General features: G+C 52.3%; 14 protein-coding genes and 2 rRNA genes. 8 read left to right on the top strand and 8 right to left on the bottom strand.

Features of this window, described 5'->3' with window-relative positions; translation table 11 throughout:
* Window positions 1-4 precede the first annotated feature (4 nt).
* Window positions 5-973: a DNA polymerase III subunit delta gene (holA, locus tag TPRIMZ1_RS0103090; RefSeq protein ID WP_010254569.1), complete on the top strand. Its 969-nt coding sequence runs from the start codon at window positions 5-7 to the stop codon at window positions 971-973.
* On the opposite strand, the gene TPRIMZ1_RS0103085 is transcribed toward holA, so the two are convergent.
* From TPRIMZ1_RS0103085 to TPRIMZ1_RS0103065, 5 genes are all read right to left on the bottom strand, one after another.
* Window positions 970-3,033 carry a fructose PTS transporter subunit IIA gene (locus tag TPRIMZ1_RS0103085; protein WP_010254566.1) on the bottom strand — a complete coding sequence of 688 codons (2,064 nt, stop codon included), beginning with the start codon at window positions 3,031-3,033 and terminating at the stop codon, window positions 970-972. The two genes, holA and TPRIMZ1_RS0103085, sit on opposite strands and share 4 nt — an antisense overlap.
* A gap of 93 nt (window positions 3,034-3,126) precedes the next feature.
* On the bottom strand, window positions 3,127-4,509 hold the full coding sequence (locus tag TPRIMZ1_RS0103080; RefSeq protein ID WP_010254564.1) for a class I SAM-dependent rRNA methyltransferase: 1,383 nt from the start codon (window positions 4,507-4,509) through the stop codon (window positions 3,127-3,129).
* Between the two features lie 3 nt (window positions 4,510-4,512).
* Entirely contained in the window at window positions 4,513-6,684 is a 2,172-nt protein-coding gene (gene ppk1, locus TPRIMZ1_RS0103075; protein ID WP_026043484.1) for a polyphosphate kinase 1, read from the bottom strand.
* An 8-nt stretch (window positions 6,685-6,692) separates the two neighbouring features.
* Window positions 6,693-8,231 carry an HD domain-containing protein gene (locus tag TPRIMZ1_RS0103070; protein ID WP_010254558.1) on the bottom strand — a complete coding sequence of 513 codons (1,539 nt, stop codon included), beginning with the start codon at window positions 8,229-8,231 and terminating at the stop codon, window positions 6,693-6,695.
* A gap of 11 nt (window positions 8,232-8,242) precedes the next feature.
* Window positions 8,243-9,667, bottom strand: a complete 1,425-nt coding sequence (locus TPRIMZ1_RS0103065; protein ID WP_010254555.1) for an MGH1-like glycoside hydrolase domain-containing protein — start codon at window positions 9,665-9,667, stop codon at window positions 8,243-8,245.
* Between the two features lie 56 nt (window positions 9,668-9,723).
* On the opposite strand from TPRIMZ1_RS0103065, the gene TPRIMZ1_RS0103060 reads away from it, so the two are divergent.
* The 7 genes from TPRIMZ1_RS0103060 (at window position 9,724) to TPRIMZ1_RS0103030 (ending at window position 19,783) form a co-directional block, all read left to right on the top strand.
* A complete protein-coding gene (locus TPRIMZ1_RS0103060; protein WP_010254552.1) occupies window positions 9,724-12,465 on the top strand; it encodes an asparaginase domain-containing protein in 2,742 nt (913 codons plus the stop codon).
* A gap of 167 nt (window positions 12,466-12,632) precedes the next feature.
* Complete coding sequence (locus TPRIMZ1_RS0103055) at window positions 12,633-13,457, top strand: alpha/beta hydrolase (RefSeq protein ID WP_010254549.1); 825 nt, start codon at window positions 12,633-12,635, stop codon at window positions 13,455-13,457.
* 45 nt (window positions 13,458-13,502) lie between these two features.
* Window positions 13,503-14,447 carry a sugar ABC transporter substrate-binding protein gene (locus TPRIMZ1_RS0103050; protein WP_010254547.1) on the top strand — a complete coding sequence of 315 codons (945 nt, stop codon included), beginning with the start codon at window positions 13,503-13,505 and terminating at the stop codon, window positions 14,445-14,447.
* 27 nt (window positions 14,448-14,474) lie between these two features.
* Window positions 14,475-15,956, top strand: a complete 1,482-nt coding sequence (locus TPRIMZ1_RS0103045) for a sugar ABC transporter ATP-binding protein (protein WP_010254545.1) — start codon at window positions 14,475-14,477, stop codon at window positions 15,954-15,956.
* 11 nt (window positions 15,957-15,967) lie between these two features.
* On the top strand, window positions 15,968-16,963 hold the full coding sequence (locus tag TPRIMZ1_RS0103040; protein ID WP_198429890.1) for an ABC transporter permease: 996 nt from the start codon (window positions 15,968-15,970) through the stop codon (window positions 16,961-16,963).
* Between the two features lie 66 nt (window positions 16,964-17,029).
* The gene (locus TPRIMZ1_RS0103035) at window positions 17,030-17,860 is read left to right on the top strand and encodes a hypothetical protein (protein WP_010254539.1); all 831 of its coding nucleotides are present in this window, start codon (window positions 17,030-17,032) and stop codon (window positions 17,858-17,860) included.
* A gap of 60 nt (window positions 17,861-17,920) precedes the next feature.
* Window positions 17,921-19,783 carry a proline--tRNA ligase gene (locus tag TPRIMZ1_RS0103030; RefSeq protein WP_010254536.1) on the top strand — a complete coding sequence of 621 codons (1,863 nt, stop codon included), beginning with the start codon at window positions 17,921-17,923 and terminating at the stop codon, window positions 19,781-19,783.
* 11 nt (window positions 19,784-19,794) lie between these two features.
* On the opposite strand, the gene TPRIMZ1_RS0103025 is transcribed toward TPRIMZ1_RS0103030, so the two are convergent.
* From TPRIMZ1_RS0103025 to TPRIMZ1_RS0103015, 3 genes are all read right to left on the bottom strand, one after another.
* Window positions 19,795-20,571, bottom strand: a complete 777-nt coding sequence (locus TPRIMZ1_RS0103025) for an SDR family oxidoreductase (RefSeq protein ID WP_010254535.1) — start codon at window positions 20,569-20,571, stop codon at window positions 19,795-19,797.
* A gap of 123 nt (window positions 20,572-20,694) precedes the next feature.
* Window positions 20,695-20,810: ribosomal RNA gene (gene rrf, locus TPRIMZ1_RS0103020) — 5S ribosomal RNA — on the bottom strand.
* A 101-nt stretch (window positions 20,811-20,911) separates the two neighbouring features.
* Window positions 20,912-23,875: ribosomal RNA gene (locus TPRIMZ1_RS0103015) — 23S ribosomal RNA — on the bottom strand.
* Window positions 23,876-23,994: the final 119 nt, after the last annotated feature.

The following is a 23,994-nucleotide window of genomic DNA, read 5'->3' as shown; positions in this document are numbered from 1 at the left end:
CGTCATGTCAAAAGGAAACTGCCTTCTTTTCCTGGGCCCCGAATTTGGGGAAAAGCAGGACGCCATTGAAGAGATACGGCGGAATATAAAAAAACAATTCGGCGCTCCTGCGGAAGAAACATCCTTTTACGCCGGGGAAACGCCGGTAAACGAAATGGTCTCAATACTGCGCAACGGTTCCCTCTTTGCGGATACTCGGCTCTTCTTTATTAAAAACGCTGAACTCCTGAAAAAAAAGGATGAACTGGAATTGCTGGCCTCCTACATGGCTGCCCCCCAGGATGACACCACGATGATCCTCATTTCCGACAATACCAGCCTGGACAAGACCCTGGAAAAAGCGGCGGACAAAGCGGGTAAACGGGTTTTCTGGGAACTCTTCGAGAATAAAAAGACCGAATGGGTGGCTAACTTTTTTCGCCGGGAGGGCTTTAAGATTAATGAGGAGGGTATAGAGGCTATTCTGGAATTGGTGGAAAACAACACCGACAGCCTCAAACGGGAATGTTCCCGGCTCACCCTGTTTTTGGACAAGAACTCGGTCGTGGGGGAAGCGGAAGTAGAAAAATGGCTTTCCCATACCCGGGAAGAATCGGCCTTTACCCTCTTTTCCCGGATCGCCGAGGGGGACCTTACCCGGAGCGTAGAGATCCTCCACACCCTCCTGGCTGCCAAGGAGACACCGGTGGCTATCCTAGGGGTACTCGCCTGGTGCTTCCGCAAGCTCCGGGACTACCTCGCCCTCACCGCCAAAAGCGCCGCTCCGGATGACTTTGAATTCAAAAAAATAGGCCTTGCCTCAAGCAAGGCCCGCAAAGACTATGCCGCAGCCGGCCGGCGTTACGGCGCCGCCGGGGCCGATACCTGCCTGTCCCTTACCGCCGGCTTTGACATCCGCATCCGCTCAAGCGGCGCAGGCTTTGAATCGATCCTGATGGATCAGTATTTGTACGAAGTAATCTGCAAAGCCTAGAGCTTTCCCTTCCGCAATAAAGATACCACCTGCGGCCGGGAATCGGCTTCGATCACCTTTTGCCGGATTTCATCGCTCTGCAGTACCGCCGCCACGGAAGCTAAAAACTGGAGATGGGGGCCGGAAACTTTTTTTGGTGAAATGACCATAATGAAAATCTGGGAAGGGTTCCCGTCCATGGATTCAAAATCAACGCCGCTTTTTTTAATGCCCACCGCCACACAGATATCCTTTACCCCATCACTCTTGGCATGGGGCAGGGCAATACCATCCTGCATCCCGGTACTCATGGTTTTTTCCCGCTGAAGGATATCCTCCAGAACCAGGGATCTATCTTCAAGCTTCCCATTATCCGCAAGGATATCCACCATTTCGGCAAGGATCTCCTTTTTTGTATTTCCCTGAAGCCGGAGGGAAACACATTCCGCCTGAATCAGGGACAGTATATTTTCGTTAGTCCGCCCGCCTGAATCCACCAATTCTTTTTTCATCGCCTGGGGATCCGAGGAATCCTTCAGCTTCTGGATAGTATCGTTCAGCCTGAGCATAACCTCAAAAACCGCGGTCTTTACAAAGGGCATGTCCAGAATCGATGTTTCTATGGTAACCACACTTTCCTCTTCGGTAATGGAAAGACTGATATCGTCCTTCCTGGCCTGGGAAAGCCCCTCGTCGATGTTCATCATCTGAACATAAAAGCCCTCCGCCTTTAGATCCCGGAGGAGGTTGTCCACCACCAGATCGGCGATTTCATCGGAGTAGAATTCCCATTCCGACACCACCGAATCGTCGGACTTTGCGGGTTTCCTGGTACCAGAACCGGGAATTTTCAAAGAGGCGTTCAGGAGAGGGGGCGCCACCAGGGTGGTGATCAGGGTCATGAGGATGATAACCCCAAAGAGCTGGGTGTCCAGGACTCCCGACGCAAGCCCAATCCCGGCGATAATGAGCGCTACCTCGCCCCGGGGTATCATGCCGGTACCAATGCGCAGGGCGCCCCGGAGGTTGAAGCCCAGGAACAGCGCCGGACCGCCGCAGCCCACCACCTTGGAAGCAAGGGCCATCAGGGTATAGATGCCGCCGAAGACCAGTACCGAGGGGGAGATAATTTCCCGCATGTTCACCATCATGCCCATGACGGCAAAAAAGATGGGAACAAAAAATTCGTAGAGCCCGTGGATCCGTTCCTGGATAATCGCCGCGATATCCGTTTTCGAAAGGGAAAGCCCCGTGACATAGGCGCCAATGATCATGGCCAGGCCCTGTTTTTCGAAAATCCCCGCCAGGACCAGGGCTATACCCAGGGCCAGAACGGAAAAATCGAAGGTATGCTTGAATAGTTTAAGAAAGGCGGCAATTTTCTTGGAGAAGATCAGCCCCAGTGCGGTAAAGCCCAGCCAGATCCCCAGGGCCTTCCCTGCTATACCGAGGATATTTGCGGCGTTCAGGCTGCCCCCGCCGCTGGTGATAAGGGCAACGATGCCCAGCACTATGGCCAGGGCGATAATCCCCAGCACATCGTCAAAGACCGCCGCCGCGAGGATAGTAACCCCCTCAGGGGAGTCCATCCGCTTCTGGTCCGACAGTATCCGGGCGGTGATGCCTACGGACGTGGCCGTGGAGAGTATCCCCAGGAAGAGGCATCGGGGGTCTATAAACGTGGTATGCAGGAGAAACACCCCCGTAAGGGCGCCAAGGGTAAAGGAGAAGACCACCCCGCCTATACCGACCACCCCGCCCACCACGGAGTAGCGGAGGAAAAGCCCCAGGTCCGTTTCCAGCCCCGAAGCAAAAAGCAATATGATAGAAGCCACCGTGGCAAAGGCGTAGAGTTCGGAGCTTACTGCCAGGGCACCCTCCCCCAGGGGGAAAAAACCGTGGGGAAACCCGGGAAGGACAATACCCCCCAGGGCATAGGGACCGATCACCACCCCCGCCAGCAGTTCCCCCAACACCGAAGGAATACCGGCAAGCTTAACCAGCCGACCCCCAAGACGAACGGCAAAAATGATGACCCCCAACTGGAGGACCAATTCGGACATAACTTCAGTGACCGTCATAGAATTTTACTCCGATTATTTGAAAAATATAGAAATGATTAGAAAAATTTACCATTTTATGGAAAATAATTCAATAGGATGTCCTGATTGCGCTCATCCCACAACCCGGTAAATCCCGCACTTGAGGTACAGCGACTCCTCGTAGCCCACCAGCGCCGGATGATCCGTCGGCTGTCGCCGGAAATCCAGCATGATAAGCCGCTTGCCCGCATCGGCGGCAGCCTCGGTTATCATGTACCGGAAGCGGATCTCGTCCAGGGCATGGCTGCAGGAACAGCTCACCAGGACCCCGCCGGGTTTAAGCATATTAATTGCCCGCAGGTTGATTTCCTTGTAACCCCGGAGCGCCCCCTCTAAGGCTGAACGGGTTTTTGCAAAAGCCGGAGGGTCCAGAATAATAAGATCAAACTGTTCCTTTTGCCGCTCGGCGGTCCGCAGGTATTCAAAGACATCGGCCTCAACGGCAGTAACCCTGTCCCCTACTCCGTTCAGGGCGGCGTTTATCCGTACCGTTTCCAGGGCCGGGGCAGAGGCATCCACGCACGTTACCTGCGCCGCCCCCGCCATACCGGCGTGTATGCCGAAGCCGCCGGTGTAGGAAAAGGCGTCCAGGACCCGCAGCGTTGACGATCCGGCGGACTGAACATAGGCGGCGGCAGCGCGGTGGTTATCCTTCTGATCGAGGAAATGGCCGGTCTTCTGCCCGTCTATCAGGTTCAGCATAAAGGGAAAGCCGTTCTCGAATATAACAATACCCTCGGCGGGGAAATCGCCCCGGACCAGCCCCTCCTGTAATGGCAGCCCTTCCAGTTCCCGCACCTTTGCTGCGGACTTCTCAACAATGCCCGCAGGTTTACCCAGGGGAATATCGCCGGGAATAATAAAACCATCCTGTTCCAGCACTTCCTCCAGGGTGGCAAGTATTTCTTCCCGGCGGCTGTCCATACCGTAGACCAGGAACTGTACCGCAAGCCAGGACCGGGGCGGACCCAGGGCGGCTTCAGCAAGATCAAAGGTAATAGGGCGCAGTGATACTGCGGATTCAAGTTCCTTAAGGGGCCAGCCTACAAAACGATCAACAATAAGCCCCGGAAGAAAATCCGCTTCGGCAAAAACCAGCCGGGCGGATTCCCGGTGTAGATCAAAATTACTCCCCGTCAAAGTCCGCCGGTTTACCGCCTCCCGGATCCGCCGTTTGAAGAAGCCCTTGTCCATGCCTTCCTTGGAGGGGCTGTAAATCCGGGCGATGATCTTCGAGTTGGGGTTTACCAGGGCCCGGCCCAGATATTCCTTCCGGGAACTTTCCACATCGGCAATTTCTCCGGGCAGTAAATCTACGGAATCCGAATCACCGAGACCACTACCTTTACCGCCGGCAAAACCTTCGAGAATTTTTGCGACCTCATTGTCATAGACCCAGGGGTGGCCTGTGCGGATACGCCCTTCTTCGCCGTGCTTTAGTATTATTCGCTTCATATATTATTCCTTTCCGGGATCGCTGCGGCGTACCACAAATTCCTGCCTGGGCGCCCACAGGTTCTCCCCGGCCTTCGCAGCCAGGGAAAGAAGATGCTCCTGAACAGAAAAGGTCTCCTCCCCCTTGGCCCCTTGGGAACATCGTTTCCAGGAACCATCACTCCCCAGAAGCCGGGCCTGAATAGTATCCCGTATATAGGCATTCAGAATATCCCGAACCTGGATTTTAATATCCTCCTGCAGCACCGGAAACATCAGCTCTACCCGCCGCTCAAGATTACGTGGCATCCAGTCGGCGCTTGCTAAATAGTACTCCTCAGCGCCGCCATTGGCGAAGTAGTAGATCCGGGAATGTTCCAGGTAATGCCCGATAATACTTATCACCCTGATATTTTCCGAAAGCCCGGCAAGTCCGGGGATCAGCATACAGATGCCCCGCACCACCAGGGTGATTTTTACACCCGCCTGGGAAGCTCCATACAGGGCTTCGATCACATCCGTATCCGCCAGGGAATTCACCTTAGCAATGATCCTCCCGGGGTACTCCTGGCTTGATCGTTTCGCTTCCCGCTCAATCAGTTCCAAAAGACGCCGCTTTAAACTTGTGGGGGCAATCACCAGTTTCCGCATTGACTGGATCGCCGAATACCCCGTAAGCATATTGAAAAACACCGAGGCGTCCATGGCAATATCTTCACGGGCGGTAAAGATCCCCAAATCCTCGTACAGCTTTGCGGTCTTATCGTTGTAGTTTCCCGTGGAAAGATGAACGTACCGCTTAACACCTTCCTTCTCCCTGCGGATAACCATGCTTATCTTAGCATGAACCTTGAGCCTTGCAAGACCGTATACCACGATCACCCCGGCCTTTTCCAGCCGGTTTGCCCAGGAAATATTCCGTTCTTCGTCAAACCGGGCCTTTAGCTCCACCACCGCAGTTACATGCTTACCCTTCAGGGCGGCCTGCTCCAGGGCTCTGATGATCGGACTGTTACCGCTGGTACGATACAGGGCGGTTTTTATGGAAATTACCTGGGGGTCCGCCGCAGCATCCTGGAAAAACCGTACCACCGGATCGAAGGATTCATAGGGAAGGCGGATAAGCACATCCCGCTGGCTTATCCGGTCCCAGAGGGACTCATCTTCGCTAAAAGCAGTATTACTGTAAATTTTCCAGGGCTTAAGCCGGAGGGAGTCGAAGCCCCGGGCATTGGCCAGGTCCATAAGGCTCCCCAAATCCATGGGGCTCTCTGCTTCGTAGAGATCCTGTTCTTCAAGTTCCAGCCGCCGGGCTAGTTCTTCCTTCAGCCGCCTGCTGTCGGCGGAATAGGTCATGCGGACCACCGGTGAATGTGTACGTCCTTCAATAACTTCTTCCATGGCCTCAATAAAATCTTCATCCCGTTTTTCATCCACCGAAAAATCGGCGTCCCGGTTAATCTTAAAAAGCATGGTTTCCCTAACCCGGTACCCCGGGAATAAATAGGCCCCCCAGGTAAGCACCAGATCGTCCAGGAGCGCCCATTTACCGCCGCGTATTTCAGCGGAATCCTCCTCCGCGGGGAGCCAGACAATGCGATCCAGTCCCTTGGGAAGCTGGATGACGGCAATATGCTCTTCGTCCTCATCATCATCCTCTTTTTCAAGGAGAAAGGCCGCATTAAGGTTGTTCCCGCTGATAAAGGGCAGATCCCCATCTTCCTCGATCCGCAGGGGAGTCAGTACGGGATAAACCTGGCCAAGAAAAAAGGTCTCAAGATAATCCATATGGGAAATGGAATAGGTATCGGGGCGTATCAGTTCAAGCCCCCCCTTGGCGAGAAGGGGGAAAATCTCATTCAGCAGACAGCGATACTGCCGTTCGCTTATGGAACGAACCTTCACCGCAATTTTTCTGAGCAGCTCATCAGGGCTAAGCCCCGATGGATCCGGAAGGGGATTCCGGCCCAGCCATGTTTCGGCGGAGGATACCGGACCCGTACCGGAACGTAAAGCCCGCTTCACGGCGGCCACCCGTACCATAAAAAATTCATCAAAATTGGCCGAAAGTATTGAAAGAAACCGAAACCGCTCCAAGGGAGGCATATCCCCCCTAAGCCCCTCCTCCAGCACCCGTTCATTAAAATCAATCCAGGAAAGATCACGGTTGAAAAAACGCATAGTATTAGTATCCATCAAAACCCCTAATTCAAAATAACCTTGTAGCCAAAAACGTCCTGGAACAAACCGGCCTTTTCTTCCAGCCCTATCCGTTCCAGACTGAAATCGTAATTCCCCTGGGCATGGAGCAGTATGGCTTCGCTTTTCTTTTCCACCGTAATACTGCGGATATGCTGAGAATGTCCCCGGTCCAATGCGTCCGCAACCCGCAGAATAGAAGTCATCTTGAGCATCAGGATCCGCTCATCCTTCTGGAGGGCGATGTAATCAATATCCGCGGGGGAAGGAAGATCCCCCCGGTGGTAACGGATCACATTGGCAATAATATCCAGTTCCTCCTGGTGCAGGCCGAAGATCTCCGAATTGGCCACGATGTACTGGCCGTGTTTCTGATGCCCGGAACCCCGGATAAACATCCCCACATCGTGGAGGGTAGCCGCCACTTCCAGCATCATCCGCTCCCGGCGGCTCATCCCGTGTTCACGGAGCAGCTCGTCAAAAAGGGTCAGACAAAGATTAGCCACATGCCGGTTGTGGAGCTCGTCATAGTGGAACCGCCGCCCCAGATTTACTGCGGAAGCAATAACCTGGGAAAAGAAGTCCTCCTGCAGTTCCGGGTCCACCCCCCGGGCCATATCTATAAGAAGCCCCTCGCGGATGGAAACCAGGGGAACCACCACATGGACAGCGGCGGTTCGTTCCAGAAAAAGTTTGTAAACCAGAATACCCGGCACAAAGCCCTCGGCATCCGCAAAGGGAATGTGGAGTTTCTGTACCGTTTCATCAACACTGTAGTTCTGAACCTTCTCCGCAAATTTGACAAATTCCTCCCGGGCAATGACCCAGCAGTTTTCGTTCACCTCCCGGCCAATCAGAGCCGCCACCAGCCGGGCATCGGCGCCGGCGACTACAAAGGTTCTGACATGGGAGAGCACCATTTCTGCGTTGAGCTGCTCCGACGTATTCCGGATAGTTTCGTTCAGATACCGTTCCTGGGAACGGACAGAACCAAGGGCCAGCCGGGACTGCCGATCTATCAGGATGGTCCCCAGCTTGATACTGTGGGCAGCCACCATTTTACCCCGGCGCAGGAGCATGATCTCCGTGGACCCCCCCCCAACATCGATGATCATGGAACTGGCCCGCCAAAACTGGGGAACATCGTTCTTCATGGCAAACCGCACCGCCAGGTACATCAGGCGGTTTTCCTCAATACCCTCTACCACCGTAAAGTTGAACCCCGTTTCCTGATGGACCCGGTCCACAAAGACATCACGGTTCTTCGCCGCCCTGAGGGCACTGGTGGCTATACAATGTATATCCTCATCGGCGATACCCCAGCCTTGGAGGAGCTCCCGGAAATTCTGGAGTACCGTAAGACATTCCAGCAGGGATTCCCGGGACACCTGTCCGGAGGTAAATACATCCCGACCCAGGGCAATAGGCTTCCCCGCACGGTCCATGAATTTCCATTCCCCGGCATCATAAATTTCCGCGATCAGCGATCTGATACCGGTCGATCCGATTTCCAGAATGGCTACCAGCCGATTGGTTTTTTCCATATCATTAACACTTATAACTTATCTATGAGCATAGAACACTTCCCGGAAGGGATGGGCAGGGTCTTCTTCTTTTTTCCCAGAATATTTATCGTAAAATAGTAAAGTTTTTCACTCTCCATATGGATCTCCCAGCCCCGGCCGCTCTTATTGGAAAGTATGGTTATCATATTTTTCTTAAGGGAAAGGTTTTCTATCCCCATGATTTCCAGGTTGGGGATAATCCAGTCCACGGTTTTGCGGGGAAGGGAAATAAACAGACCAACAATATTTTCGATGGTAAGACAGATGGTGGATAGGGCATCGTAGGTAAGGTATTGGGGCCGGGGAAACTCGGGCTTCTCCGGCCATTGTGCAGGCCCCTCTTTTAATGGCAGATAGGCCTCCCAGAGATTACCCTTATGGTGGTTTCCATCGGGGTTCATGGAATCCAATACAAAGTAGAGGTGGCGGATGGCGCATTCCCGGGCAAGATCCCAGCGCTGATACCGTTCCAGGCCCTTGATCACCATAAAGGTCAGGTGAGGATATACGGAACCCCGGAACCCGTTACCGGTTTCGTCAAAACTGGGTTCCGATACGGCAACCGTGGGGAAAGGATGGGGGGCCCCGAAAAACACGGGGTCCGAAAGCTTGTCGATGATCCGCTCCGCCTTATCGTCGTTGGAGATTTCCGCTAATAGGGGCCAATAACCGGCGATGGTTTTTACCTTTATCCGTTTTTCCTCTTTATCAATGTCATAATAGAAACCATCTTCATTGTCCCACATCAGGGTATTAAGCCGGGTCTTCAGTGAAAAGTATTGCCTTTTATACTGAAAACTGGCTTCCTTATCGTTCAGAATATCCGCCAAGGCGGACATATAGAGCACATTGATGGCCATCATGGTATTAAAATCAACGGGATAGACCGCATCCTCCCGCGGTGCGTTGACCATCCCTGTAGCCGCCAGGGGAACCTCGTAAAGCCCGTTGGGCCGTTTAAATACCGAATCGATCCAACTGGTATATTTATCCAGAATGGGAATAACATCCTTAACCCGCTTTTTATTCCCCGACTTATGGTAGAGGTTAAACTCCGCCCAGGCAAAGAGGGGCAGCCCCAGGCCTTCGGGGTTATTACTCTCCACCACGGGCTCCCCGGTTTCGATATTATAGGCCGAACGGATGGCCCCATTCTGTTCCTGGTGTTGGTAAAAAACATCCAAGGTCGGAAAAGCATGGTAGATCCGGTTTGAATAAACCAAAAAAAAGGACGAGAAAATGGCGTCAATCTGCTGGACCACAGGACTCCCGGGATACGAAAAGAATCTACCATCAATGGCGCCCCTTTCCCCGTCTCCCTGCCAGCAATCTTGGATCCATGCCCAGGTTTTATCGTATATATCCACAAAATCCTGGTCATAAAAATGGATCTTGGGGAAATCGCGTCTAGTCAACAAATGCTCCTTAGGAGCATTTGAATGCCCCTGGTATATCCTGTCGAGATTAATCTATGTGCATAAAAAAGTCAAACAAAACTCCATTTTTTTCGCTCATTGCATCAACGTGTATTTTATTATACATTCAAAACGGTAAATTTTCCATTTATTTTTTTTATTTTACTAAATTAGCTTACGAAAAAAACGGAGTGACACCGGTGTATAAGACCTATATTTCCCTTGAAGTCCGTATTTTGCTCCTGGCAGCTCCGCCGGGGGTCAAAACCTTCTGTAGATGCAGTGCTCAAGGCAGTACGGAAGGCGAAAAAGCCTCCTGCCCCGTCTGTCGAAGGGAAAACGGAGCCCTTCCCATCCTTAATCCCCAGGCTGCCCGGAAGGCCTATCTGCTTATCCGGAGTCTGGGCTGTTCCATTATTAAAGAAGCGGCTTACGAACGAAACCTCAATACTCCCCCCATGCCTAAGGACCCCGATGGAAAGCCCTCCATCGCCCTTTCCGGCCTGTCGGTTAAGCTGGGGACAGACGGCGCCCTGGATATTCTATTCCACAGCCGGCGCAAGCGGATACGGATCACCGAAGTCCGGCTGGAAGAAGATGCCGGCCGCCTGACCCATTCGGTACGGGGACCCGCAGGGCAGCAAGAGACTTGGATGGACTATTCAAACGCCGGTATGCCGAGTCTGCGGATCCGGACCGCCGCGGATTTTGAGATTGGCGAAGAGGCGGAGGTATTTCTCAGCGAACTGCGGCGGCAGATCCAATATCTGGAGATCATCCCCGGAAAAGAGGGGTTTCCCGGTACTTCCAGCGAAGTTCCCCGTGGGAAGCAAGCTCCCTGGAAGCAAGCTTCCTGGAAGCAAGCTTCCTTGGAAAACATAATCCGCTGTAACGCCTATGTGGCTATGGCCCTCTACCCGGAAGAACCGGAACACTTTGTTAAATTGCGGAACCTCAACTCCCTTAACTTTGTGGGAAAGGCAGTTAATATCGAAATGTCCCGTCAGGAAGAAATAGTCCTGAACGGCGGGACGGTGCTCAACGAAAGCCGGATCTGGAACGCGGCAAAAAACGCAACCGAGCCCTTCCGGATCCGTACTGAAGGTGAAAAACCTCGATTTATCCGGGAAGACCTACCCCCCTTCATTCCCGGACCGGGTATCCTGGACCCTGGGTCCGCGGACAGCGTTTCAGTGGAACTCCCCGAAGCCAGGCGTAACCGCATGATGGCCGAATACGGATTGAAAGCGCACCAGGCGGAATTTGTCTGCGACGAAAAAAGCCGGGCGGATTACTTTGAAAAAACCCTTTCCCTGGGAACGGTATCTCCTGAAATAAGCCGGGAAGCCGCCCAGTGGATGAGTTCCTACATCATCAAAGAATGTAAGCGCCTTGGCCTGAGCATAGCGGATTCCCCCCTGACTCCGGAACGTTTCGCAAAAATCCTCAATATGCTTCGGGATCGGCGTATCCACGGAAGTATCGCCAAACAGGTGGTAAGCGCCGTCTTGGAAGAAGACCGGGATCCCCAGGGGATAATCACGGAGCGAGGCTGGGAACAGCTTACCAACCGGGAGACCATTAAGGCCATTGTCACTTCGGTGATCGAAGCCAATGCTCAGGAGGTACGCCGCATCCGGGAAGGGGATGCCCGGCCTATACAGTTCCTCACCGGGCTGATCATGAAGGAAACCGGCGGCCTTGCGGAACCGACCCTGGTAAAGGATATACTCCGGGAACTGTTGTCGGTATCCCTGGTCTACGTCCTTTCCATGGGAGGCGCCATTTCCGGCCGGGTTGGGGAAGACGGCGCCGTGGAAACCGGCGACGAGCAGGTTCTGCGGGATCTCTTGGCTGCGCCATTAGCCGCGCCATTGGCGTCGCCCACGGTGGAAAGCGGCAAGGGCGAAGATTTTACCGATGCCTCAAAGGTCCGGTTTGAATCGATTGATGTGGGACGCATCCTTTCGGAAGAGATAATTCCCTCTGACTGGGCCATCCTCATCGAGACCATCGCGGAAAAGCTTAACTCGGGAACCGCCAACGGCATTGTAATTGCCCACGGTACCGATACCCTCCCCTATACGGCGCCCCTGATCTACTGGCTCTTTGCCGACGCCAACGCCCCCATTGTTTTTGCCGCCTCCTCTACCCCTCCGGGCAGTTCCCCGGAAGCTAAGCGGACCATGAAAAAAGCGGTCTCCCTGGCTTTGGGGAAAACCAAGGGGGTCTACGTAGTACACGGCGGTAAGGTCCTCTCCCCGCTGAACCTGAAATTTGAACACATCGGGGTAGACGGATTCCGGAACTGGAATATGGAAGCGCCGATTTTTTCAGATACCCCCCTTCTCACGGGTCCCTTGGAGGCGGATCAGTACATACTTTCTCGGATGCTGGAAAATGCGGTAAACTCCATGTGCGTTATCCGGATCTATCCCGGTATACGCCCGGATTACCTGGTATCATTAATGGACAAGGGGGTCAAAAACTTTTTCCTTGAATTATACGATACGGGTACCGCCGGCTTCCGCGAAGGTCCCTATTCCCTCAAACGGGCCTTTACCCTGGGCAAACGCCGGGGCGCCCGTTTCTACTGCAGTTCCCAGCAAGAGGGCATCGTAGACTTTTCCGGCTACACAACTTCCCGTGAACTCTGGCGGCTTGGCGCCGTCCCTATGGGGGCTTACACTACCGAAACCGCCGTAGCCCGTTTCCTGGCAGCCAGTATCATCGCCGACAGCGAAGAAGAACTGACCCAGCTCATGGACATCGACGCACCGCCGAATGGCGACGCCTAAATACTTTCCCATTATATGCGTTAATCTGCGGGGAAAAGGCTTTTTACCGAAAAGTATTGACAGAACAGAATTTGGGATATATCTTTATATATCTTATTAAATATGTTAATCAAGAAATATGATTTTACTATAGAAATAATACTATTTTAAAGGAAACTTCTAAATTTATGAAAAAAACACTTAATCTTACTGCGAAAGAGCCATTGATAACTCTGGCCGATGGAATTGTATACGCCCAGCGTCCTGACTGGTGCGATGCAACCACCCGTTCCCTCAAGATAAGTCTCCTGCGCAAGCGTCAGTTCGCCGACTATGATGAGCGGGTCACCTGGCCGGTGATCATATGGCTCTGCGGCGGCGCCTGGACAGAAATGGACCGCAATGTATGGACGCCGGAACTGGTATGGTTTGCCAAAAAAGGGTTTGTCATTGCCAGTGTGGATTACAGTGTTACTGCCCGCACCCGATTTCCCCAGCAGATAGTGGATATCAAAGAAGCGATACGGTTCCTGCGGGCCCATGCGGATAAATTCCGCATCGATCCAAACCACTTTGCGGTGATGGGTGAATCCGCAGGAGGCTATCTCGCCGCCCTGACCGGGGCTGCGGGTACGCTCCGGGAGTATGACCAGGGGGCGTATCTTGACCAGTCAAGCGCGGTACAAGCGGCAATCCCCTGGTACCCGGCTACGGAGATAAGCAGTTTTCCGATTGCCGATATTTTAGCGGATGCCCTGCCCCCGGATATGCGGAAATATCCCGATATAACCAAACTGGTTACCAAGGATACCCCCCCGTATTTGCTCCTCCACGGTACCGCCGATTCTCAGGTTCCCCTGTCCCAGAGCGAAAAACTCTATGACGTACTGCAGGCGGCGGGGGTGGAGGCGGACCTTATTATCCTGGAGGGCTCTGAACACGCGGAGGCGACCTTTGTCCAGCCCGAGGTCAAGGAAATAATCCTTGAATTTTTACGGAAGCATTTGAAATAGCACTCTATGGCGTAAGCCGTAACAATATTACAGGAGGATTTAAGGATGAAAAAAGTATTAGGGGTTTTGGCAGCGGCTGTGTTGGCCATTGTATTGGTTACCGGGTGCAGCAAGAAACAGGCGCCCCAGGATGAAAAAACAATCAAGATAGGATATACGGTCCTATCTTTGGCGGACGCTTATTTTTCGGACTTTTTCAGAGAATTTGAGGCTATTTGTAAAAACAGGGGGTGGCAGCTCACTGCGGTGGATTGTAGAATGGATTCGGGTACCCAGATTACCCAGATCGAAAACTTTATCACCAACGGTATGACCGTGATCATCGCCCAGCCCCAGGACCCCAATGCTCTGGCGGATACTGTTGCCGCCGCCCATGAAAAAGGGGTCATCATGATGGGACATGGCATTGCTTATCCGACAGCGGATGTAAACATGTACGATGATAATCTTGCCTGCGGCAAGGCGGTGGGTATAGCCGCAGCCAAATGGGCCCGGGAAGTATACGGCGATGTAGAAGTTGAAGCCGGTATGTTTGACTGGCAATATATCAAAGAGGGCAGAGACCGGAACGATGGAATTTTAGAGGGCCTTAAAGAAAGCAACTCAAAAATTAAAATTGTTGCCACCGGTATGGGGATTGACATTACAAGCGGCATGAACTTTGCAGAAAACATGCTTCAGGCTAATCCCAATATCAAGATGTTCCTCGGTATCACCGACGGCGGCGCCCTTGGGGCCTGTGAATTGCTTGAATCCCGGGGAGTGGACCCGGAAAAATACGCCGTTTTCGGCATTGACGCCACCGAAGAAGCCCTGGCAAAAATCGATGGCAACACCCCCTTTAAGATGACCGTCAGCAAGGGTGTGCCCCGGCAGAACGCAGAAATGGTAGAGGAAATTGTGGACAAACTGATATCGGGGACCTATGAAAAGGTTTATTTGACCCCCACCATTACCGTGGATAAGACAAACTATAAGGAGTTTATGTAAGTTTCCGGAGTTTTAACGGGGTATCTTATGGATCAGTTTATTCTTTCAGTAAAAAACATCACCAAAAAATATCCCGGCGTAAAAGCCCTTGATAAGGTGAGCATGGATTTTTCCCCCGGAGAAGTCCATGCCATCATGGGCGAGAACGGCGCCGGAAAATCAACCCTCATTAAGATCATTGCGGGTGCGGAAATTCCTGATGAGGGGACCATTGTAATTAATGGCCAGTCCTATGATAGGATGCGTACCAAAACAGCAAAAAATCTCGGCATTGCCATTATCTATCAGGAACTTATGATGGTTCCCGAACTTTCGGTGGCGGAAAATGTCTTTTTAGGATCACTTTTGGGTAACATGGGAGTGGTAAATTACCAGGCTATGCAGGACAGGACCTCCGAATTATTTACCGCCCTGGATCTTAAAATTGATCCCAAAGCAAAAGTAAAGACCCTGTCCGTTGCCTTTCAGCAGTTGATAGAGATTGCCCGGGCGCTCTCCCGGAATGCAAAGATCCTTATCATGGACGAACCTTCCGCAGCGCTTACGGAAGAAGAGGTGGATGCGATGCTGCGGCTGATACTGCGGCTTAAGGAAAGCGGCGTAACGGTTTTATATATTTCCCACCGGCTTGACGAGGTATTCCGCATTTCCGACCGTATTTCCATACTCCGTGACGGCGCCTATATTACTACCCTGGAAACCTCCAAGACCAACCGGGATGAACTTATCCGGTACATGGTGGGCCGCAGCCTTGGGGCGACTTTTCCTGAGCGTGATGCAAAACTCGGGGAAGTGGAGATGGAAGTCCGCAATTTTACCGGGAACGGGGTCCATGATATTTCCTTTTCCCTGCGGCGTGGGGAAATTTTGGGCATAGGGGGCCTGGTCGGCGCCGGACGTACCGAATTAGCCCAGTTGATTTACGGCGCCGTCCCCGCAGAGGGGGGTGAATTATACCTTAAGGGCAGGCGGGTACACATCAAAAATCCCCGGGACGCGGTACAAAACGGCATCGCCCTGATCCCCGAGGATCGCAAGCAGCACGGACTTCTCCTTGAAATGAACGTTCTCGAAAACATTTCATTACCCCTGTTGCACCGGATGTCCCGGGCCTTGTTTGTCAATTACCACCGGGTAAATGAACTGTCCATGGAACAAAAAAATTCCCTCAGCATTAAAACTCCCTCCTTGGCCCAGACGGTCAAAAATCTATCCGGCGGCAATCAGCAAAAAGTGGTATTAGCCAAGTGGCTGGCGGCTCAATGCGATTATCTCATCTTTGATGAACCGACCAGAGGTATAGATGTTGGGGCAAAACAGGAAATATATAAACTCCTGAATCAGCTTGCAGCAGAAGGAAAGTGTATCATCATGATCTCTTCCGAGATGGAAGAATTAATAGGAATCTCCGATCGTATCATAGTCCTGTGTGAAGGAAGATTAATGGGCGAATTACAAAAACAGAACTTTAGTCAGGCAGCAATTCTTGCCATGGCATCCGGTGAATGAAGGAGAATACCGTGAACAGCATTTTAGCAAAAGTAACCCACTCCAGCAAGATCCCCATAATAATACTGCTTTTTCTCATCATTGCATTTTTTTCCTGGCAATCGCCGAATTTTTTAACCACCGCAAATTTTCTCAACGTATTCCGCCAGATATCTATGATAGGCATTGCCGGCATCGGCATGATCTGTGTCATGCTCACCGGCGGAATTGATCTCTCTATCAGCTCCCAGGTCACCTTTGTCAATATCATGTGCGCCTACATGATGGTAAAAAACGGTATCCCGCCGGTATATGCCTGCTTTATTACCCTGGTCATTGCCACCCTGGTGGGTATGCTTAACGGCATACTCGTGGCCTACGGCAAGTTAATGCCCCTTATTTCTACCCTGTGTATGCAAAATATCCTTAAGGGGGTCAGTTTTATCATCAGTAAGGGTATCCCGATTTTCGGATTCCCCGTTGCCTTTAAAAAACTCGGCCAGGGATATGTAGGCATTTTTCCCATCCCGGTTATAATCATGGCGCTTATTTGCGTTATAGGAGCGGTGTTTCTTATGAGGTCTTTCCCCGGCAGGTATTTCTATGCCGTGGGGGGCAACGAAGAGGCGTCAAGATTATCGGGGATTAACACCAAACAGGTTAAGGTATTGGCCTATACGGTCTGCGGGTTTTTTTCCGGCGTTGCCGGTATCATCTGGCTTTCCCGGGTTAATTCCGGCCAGCCCACCACAGGCAACGGATTTGAATTTGATGTCATAAGCGGCCTTGTGCTGGGCGGGGTCTCCATCATGGGAGGATCCGGGGATGTACTGGGCGCGGTTCTGGGCATCATTGTCATCGGACTCCTCAATAACGGACTTATATTGATAAACATGGGTGAATTTTACCAGTTATTGATAAAAGGCCTGGTCCTGCTCCTGGCTATCGGCATTGACAGCTTTAAGCGTAATTTTAAGGGAACCCTGATGCTGAAGTTTATAAAATCTCCCAAGGGCGCTCAGAGCTAAACGCCTCCACTCAGGGGGCTTAAAGCCCCTTGAGCCCAATCCCGGGATGCTTTATGCTGGGGTATTATGACACTTTCAGTCCGAAACAACTATTTTCGATCCGGCATAGCCCTTTCTCTTCTGGCTCTGGTAGTTACCTTATCGCTGTCTTTTACCATCTTTCCTGCCTACCCCGAACTTGGAGCCGCTGCCACACGGTCCGCAGGGGTTTTTCAATCCCTGGTTTCCCATTTTTTTCCGGCCACGCCCTATGTATCCTTTGTTACTATGATATGCTCGGTGTTGTATGCCTTTATCACCATGATCCTCATCTACTATTTTTTCGAGAAAACACAGTCCCCGGAGATCCTCTTTTTTGCCTTTTTTGTAGTTTCCTTTGCCTTTGAGACATTGCGGGTCATGGCGCCCCTCAGGGCGGTGAATGATCTCCCCAGCGTCTACCTGGTGATTAGTTCCCGGGTACTGCTCTTTGCCCGGTTCTTTGGGATCTTTTCCCTCTTTGCTGCCAGTATCTATGCGGCGGGGCTGGGAGAACAAAAACAGGGAAGTATCGTTTTTATCATCGCCATAGCCACCCTAATTATTGCACTGGGGGTACCAATAGACGGTCTTGCCTGGGACAGCAGCCTGACAATGATCTATGGCTATGCTTCCATGCTTAAAATGGTGGAGGTGGGTATCGTGTTGATTTCCATGCTTAGTTTCTTTATCTCCGCCTATACCCGTGGTTCCAGGGAGTATATTTTTATCGGCATTGGTTCCCTCATGGTGTTCTGGGGAAGGGCGGTACTCCTCTCCGCAGATACCTGGATAACCCCCCTGCCGGGACTGCTCCTCCTGGTGGGCGGGACCTGGATCATCTGCGTTCAGCTCCACCGGGTATATCTCTGGTTCTAACAGCCTTGCAAAAAAGGCAATTTAGCGGGTATGCTGTATCAAAACACAAAGGAATACACCATGAAGGTTTCTGAAACATTTATCCCAACCCTCCGGGAAGTTCCCGGTGACGCAATAATCGTAAGCCATCGTCTTATGCTCCGGGCCGCCATGATCCGCAAGCTCTCCAACGGCCTCTTTGCTTACCTGCCCCTGGGCCTGCGGTCCTTCAGAAAGGTTGAAAATATCATCCGTGAAGAGATGGACGCCATCGGTTTTCTGGAAATAAAGCCCACCGTGGTGATCCCCGGCGAATTATGGAAAGAATCAGGCCGCTGGGACTCCATGGGAGAAGCGCTTCTGCGGGTAAAGAACCGGCTGGATGCGGATTTCGTGGTGTCCCCCACGGCGGAAGAAGCCTTTACCGCTATAGTTCGGGACGAGCTTTCCAGTTACCGCCAACTCCCCCTTTCCCTCTACCAGATCAACACCAAGTACCGGGATGAAGTACGCCCCCGCTATGGAGTCATGCGGGGCCGGGAATTTGTGATGAAGGATGCCTATTCTTATCACACCGATGATGAGAGCCTGGACGAAACCTACCAGAAAATGGGCCGGGCCTACCGCCGTATCTTTAAGCGCTGCGGCCTCACGGTGATCCCCGTCCGGGCCGACTCCGGCGCCATGGGCGGTACGGGCTCGGAAGAGTTTATGGTGGAAAGCGAGATTGGGGATAACACCCTCCTCCTCTGCGCGGGAAACTCCGTTGCAAGTAGCGCGTGCGGTTATGCCGCTAATGTGGAAAAGGCCGCCTGCAAACCGGACTACACCGCCCCCGCTTCAATTGAGTCCGCTAAAGCCGCCGCGGCCTCAATTCCACCGCTGGAAAAGATCGACACCCCACATGTCAAAACCATAGAAGAACTCTGCGGTTTCCTCAAAACCGATGCAAAAAAATTCATCAAAACCCTGATCTACAAGGCGGTCAACGTGGAACTGGACCTCAGCGCTGCCCCGGGCTGTTCCAAACTGGAGCGCCGCAAGCCTGCTCCCGATGCTCCCCTGGTCTACCCTGAAGCCTTCTTCGCCGTGGCCATCCGCGGCGACCTGGATGTCAACGAAGTTAAACTCGCCGCCATACTCAAGGCCGCAGAAGTAATGCTCGCCGCAGATACCGATGTTGAGCGCATCACCGGCGCCCCCGTGGGCTTTGCAGGCCCCGTCGGCCTCACCAGCGCGCCGGTCATCGCCGACGAGACGGTCACCGCCATGAACGATGCTGTGGCCGGCGCTTTAGCCAAGGACCTGCACTATACCCACGTAGCCTACGGCCGGGACTTTGGCGGCTGGCTGGTCACCGATGTCCGCACCGTTGTTGCCGGGGACCGCTGTCCTGTCTGTGGGGAGGCGCTCTACGAGAAGAAGGGCAATGAACTGGGGCATATCTTTAAGCTGGGATACAAATACACCAAGTCTATGAAGGTGAATTACCTGGATGAGAATGGCAAAAGCCATACCCCCACCATGGGCTGTTACGGCATAGGCCTGGACCGGACCCTTGCCTCGGCTATCGAAGAGCACCACGACGACCAGGGCATCATTTGGCCCATCACCATTGCACCCTTCCATGTGATCATCGTTCCCATCAAGTATGACGGAGCCGTTAAAATCGCTGCGGACAGTATTGCTGCGGAGCTGGAAAAGATGGGCATTGAGGTGCTTCTGGATGACCGGAATGAGCGGCCCGGGGTTAAATTCAACGACGCCGACCTTATCGGCATACCCTATCGGGTAGTGGTTGGGGATAAAAACCTTGCCGGGGATACCCCCAAGGTGGAAGTTAAAAGGCGAGCAGAAAAAGAAAACCGCCTTGTTGAACTTACCAAGGCGGCAGAAGAATTAACGGGACTGGTGTACGGGGAATTAGCGGAACTAAACCGGTAAATCTCCGGTTTTTAGATACAGGTAAACGCCCCGTCAATCCCAAAGTCGGAACCGGTGGTAAATGCGCTGGCGTCCCCCGCCAAATATACCGCAATAGCCTGCAGTTCCTCGGGTTTTCCCAAGCGGTGCAGGGGCGACTGGGCACACCATTTTTCGATGAGCGGCTTCAGAAGCGGCGAATTCATGATAAGGTCCGTGCCGATATACCCCGGGCTGATACTGTTCACCCGCACGTTTTTCAACGCCCACTCCACCGCCAGGGATTTCGTAAGCTGAATAACCCCCGCTTTTGACGCATTGTAGGAACACTGCGGCTGGGGCACATTGACGATATGCGCCGACATGGATGCGGTGTTGATAATCGACCCGCCCCCTTGCTTAATCATCACCTTCCCCGCCGCCTGAGCGGTAAGGAACACCCCGGTCAGGTTGATATTGATAACCTTGTTCCAATCCTCCAAGGTCATCTCCTCTGCGGGAACGTTTAGGGCAATGCCGGCATTACAAAAAGCCACATCGATCCTACCGAAAGCCTTAAGGACCGAATCGATCATCGCATCCACATCGGCCTTTTTTGTAACATCAGCCTTGATGGCAATAATTTTCTTGCCCGTCTGTTTAGCGATTGTCTCCGCCGATGTTTTGGCGGTCGCCTCGTCCATATCTACAATGGCTACATCGGCGCCTGCCTCGGCCAAGGCGATGGTAATATTATAACCAATTCCCCGGGCGCCGCCTGTTACAAAAGCCTTTTTACCATCCAACCTGAGCTTCTCAATGATACCCATACAAATTCCTCCGTTATTTAGATCTACAAAATCATTTTCCAGATTCTATACGGCGATCTTAACATTGAAAAATTTATATGTCAATAAATCGAAAAATCTATAGGAAAACTACAAAATAAAAAAGCCTGGCGACGACCTACTTTCCCACCCTTCTGGAGGGCAGTATCATCGGCGTAAGAGGGCTTAACTTCCGTGTTCGAAATGGGAACGGGTGTAACACCTCCACTATAGTCACCAAGCAATTATTTACATCACTTATGCGGGAACGGGCAGTGAGAAATACGCAGAGCGTATTTCTCAAAGACAAAACGCATCAGCGTTTTGTCACGGGAACAATAATATGGTCAAGCCTCACGGTAGATTAGTATTGGTCGGCTGAACACGTTACCGTGCGTAGACCTCCAACCTATCAACCAGGTAGTCTTCCTGGTACCTTCAGGGGATTTAAAACCCCAGGGAAAGTTTATCTTGAGGTGGGCTTCCCACTTAGATGCCTTCAGCGGTTATCCCTTCCGAACGTAGCTACTCTGCACGTGCCCTTGGCAGGACAACAGATACACCAGAGGTTCGTCCATTTCGGTCCTCTCGTACTAAAAACAGCTCCTCTCAACTTTCCAACGCCCATGGCAGATAGGGACCGAACTGTCTCGCGACGTTCTGAACCCAGCTCACGTACCGCTTTAATTGGCGAACAGCCAAACCCTTGGGACCTGCTTCAGCCCCAGGATGCGATGAGCCGACATCGAGGTGCCAAACCTTCCCGTCGATGTGAACTCTTGGGGAAGATCAGCCTGTTATCCCCGGAGTACCTTTTATCCGTTAAGTGACGGCGCTTCCACTCGCTACCGCCAGATCACTAAGACCTACTTTCGTACCTGCTCGACCTGTCAGTCTCGCAGTCAAGCCTCCTTGTGCCTTTACACTCATACCTTGATTTCCAACCAAGGCGAGGAGACCTTCGCGCACCTCCGTTACTCTTTGGGAGGCGACCGCCCCAGTCAAACTGCCCGCCTATCATTGTCCCTATTCCAGATTCATGGAACAGGTTAGAAACCTAATCCAACAAGGGTGGTATTTCACCGGCGACTCCACACAAGCTAACGCCCATGCTTCATAGTCTCCCACCTATCCTACACATGCCGCATCAAGTCCCCATGATAAGTTACAGTGAAGGTTCACGGGGTCTTTCCGTCTAACCACGGGTAACCGGCTTCTTTACCGGTACATAAATTTCACCGAGTCTCGCGTTGAGACAGCTCCCAGATCGTTACACCTTTCGTGCGGGTCGGAACTTACCCGACAAGGAATTTCGCTACCTTAGGACCGTTATAGTTACGGCCGCCGTTTACCGGGGCTTCAGTTCACAGCTTCGACTTACGTCTAACCGCTCCCCTTAACCTTCCGGCACCGGGCAGGTGTCAGCCCCTATACGTCCCATTGCTGGTTCGCAGAGGCCTGTGTTTTTGGTAAACAGTCGCCTGGGACTGCTTTGTGTCACCACCGATAACTTTATTGCTAAAACCACCAGTGGCCATACTTCTCCCGAAGTTACGTATGCATTTTGCCGAGTTCCTTAACGCGAGTTCTCTCGAGCGCCTTAGATTTCTCATCCCGCCTACCTGTGTCGGTTTACGGTACGGTCTTCCTCAGCCTAGCTTTAGAGATTATTTCTTGGCACCCTGATTACGCCCGCTTCGCTCCCCCGTAGGTTCACTCGCTGTCATGGCTCATCTAAGATGGCGGATTTGCCTACCACCCTAATAACTTACCACTTCGACCGGGACAACCGTCGCCCGGCCGGGTTTCACCTCATGCGTCATCCCTTAAAAACTAAGGAAGGTACTGGAATCTGAACCAGTTTCCCATCGACTACGACTTTCGTCCTCGCCTTAGGGGCCGACTTACCCTGGGCAGATGACCTTTACCCAGGAATCCTTAGGCTTTCGGCGGACGGGGATCTCACCCGTCTTTTCGTATACTTATACCTGCATTCTCTCTTCCACTCCCTCCAGCATACTTTACAATACACCTTCATCAGTCCGTGGAATGCTCCCCTACCGTCCAGCAATTGCTTACTGAACCCGTAGCTTCGGTATACCGCTTAGCCCCGTTACATTATCTGCGCATCATGACTCGACCAGTGAGCTATTACGCACTCTTTTAAGGAATGGCTGCTTCTAAGCCAACCTCCTGGCTGTCTTCGCCATCACACATCATTTTACACTTAGCGGTATTTTGGGACCTTAGCTGACGGTCTGGGCTGTTTCCCTCTCGACTACGAACCTTGTCGCCCGCAGTCTCACTCCCATACGTTGAATAATGACATTCGGAGTTTGATTGGGTTTGGTAGGCGGTGAAGCCCCCTAGTCCATCCAGTGCTCTACCTTCATTACTTTTGTATGAGGCTGTCCCTCAAGGCATTTCGGGGAGAGCCAGCTATTTCCAAGTTTGTTTAGTCTTTCGCTCCAAGTCACGGGTCATCCCTGCCTTTTTTAACAGACGAGGGTTCGGTCCTCCACTCAGTTTTACCGGAGCTTCAACCTGCCCGTAACTAGATCACTTGGCTTCGGGTCTACGACATACAACTAATTTCGCCCTATTCAGACTCGGTTTCCCTCCGGCTCCGGGACTTCCATCCCTTAACCTCGCTATATATCGTAACTCGCAGGCTCATTCTACAAAAGGCACGCCATCACCAGCTTACGCCGGCTCTGACCTGTTGTGGGTTTATGGTTTCAGGTTCTCTTTCACTCCCCTCACCGGGGTTCTTTTCGCCTTTCCCTCACGGTACTTTTTCACTATCGGTAGTCATGTAGTATTTAGCCTTGGATCGTGGTCGACCCGGATTCCGACAAGGTTTCTCGTGCCTCGCCGTACTCAGGTACCTATACACGGAGTGTCCACCATGTCGCGTACGGGGATTTCACCCTCTCTGTCCGGCTTTCCCAAAACCGTTCCGCTATACTGAACTTTTCTTCCTCCGCCGCGTTTAACGCGTAACAGGCCCTACAACCCCACACTTGCGTATGGTTTAGGCTCCTCCGATTTCGCTCGCCGCTACTCTCGGAATCACTCTTGTTTTCTCTTCCCAGGGTACTTAGATGGTTCAGTTCCCCCAGTTTCGCTTCCGGCGCCTATTGATTCAGCGCCTCGGATGACGGACTCACGCCCGCCGGGTTACCCCATTCGGCAGTCTTGGGATCAATGGATGTTTGCTCCTCCCCCAAGCTTTTCGCAGCTTACCACGGCCTTCTTCGCCTCATGACTCCTAGGCATTCACCATAAACCCTAATTTCGCTTGACCATATTATTGTTCCCGGGAACATGGCTTTCGCTCATGCTCCTCTCAGATAATTATCCTCTCGGATCCTTACCTGCTTACCCCTTCCCTATGTTGAAGTCCTTAGACCTCTTTCAAAGAAC

Source organism: Treponema primitia ZAS-1, from assembly GCF_000297095.1.
In the GTDB taxonomy this organism is placed as follows: domain Bacteria; phylum Spirochaetota; class Spirochaetia; order Treponematales; family Breznakiellaceae; genus Termitinema; species Termitinema primitia_A.
This window is presented reverse-complemented; position numbering and strand designations above follow the sequence as displayed.

Excerpts from the sequence above, each read along its gene's own strand:
- holA (WP_010254569.1), top strand. The coding sequence starts at position 5 with ATGTCAAAAGGAAACTGCCTTCTTTTCCTGGGCCCCGAATTTGGGGAA.
- TPRIMZ1_RS0103080 (WP_010254564.1), bottom strand. The coding sequence starts at position 4,509 with ATGAAGCGAATAATACTAAAGCACGGCGAAGAAGGGCGTATCCGCACA.
- TPRIMZ1_RS0103030 (WP_010254536.1), top strand. The coding sequence starts at position 17,921 with ATGAAGGTTTCTGAAACATTTATCCCAACCCTCCGGGAAGTTCCCGGT.
- TPRIMZ1_RS0103085 (WP_010254566.1), bottom strand. The coding sequence starts at position 3,033 with ATGACGGTCACTGAAGTTATGTCCGAATTGGTCCTCCAGTTGGGGGTC.
- TPRIMZ1_RS0103045 (WP_010254545.1), top strand. The coding sequence starts at position 14,475 with ATGGATCAGTTTATTCTTTCAGTAAAAAACATCACCAAAAAATATCCC.
- TPRIMZ1_RS0103060 (WP_010254552.1), top strand. The coding sequence starts at position 9,724 with ATGTGCATAAAAAAGTCAAACAAAACTCCATTTTTTTCGCTCATTGCA.
- TPRIMZ1_RS0103025 (WP_010254535.1), bottom strand. The coding sequence starts at position 20,571 with ATGGGTATCATTGAGAAGCTCAGGTTGGATGGTAAAAAGGCTTTTGTA.
- TPRIMZ1_RS0103055 (WP_010254549.1), top strand. The coding sequence starts at position 12,633 with ATGAAAAAAACACTTAATCTTACTGCGAAAGAGCCATTGATAACTCTG.
- TPRIMZ1_RS0103070 (WP_010254558.1), bottom strand. The coding sequence starts at position 8,231 with ATGGAAAAAACCAATCGGCTGGTAGCCATTCTGGAAATCGGATCGACC.
- ppk1 (WP_026043484.1), bottom strand. The coding sequence starts at position 6,684 with ATGGATACTAATACTATGCGTTTTTTCAACCGTGATCTTTCCTGGATT.
- TPRIMZ1_RS0103035 (WP_010254539.1), top strand. The coding sequence starts at position 17,030 with ATGACACTTTCAGTCCGAAACAACTATTTTCGATCCGGCATAGCCCTT.
- TPRIMZ1_RS0103050 (WP_010254547.1), top strand. The coding sequence starts at position 13,503 with ATGAAAAAAGTATTAGGGGTTTTGGCAGCGGCTGTGTTGGCCATTGTA.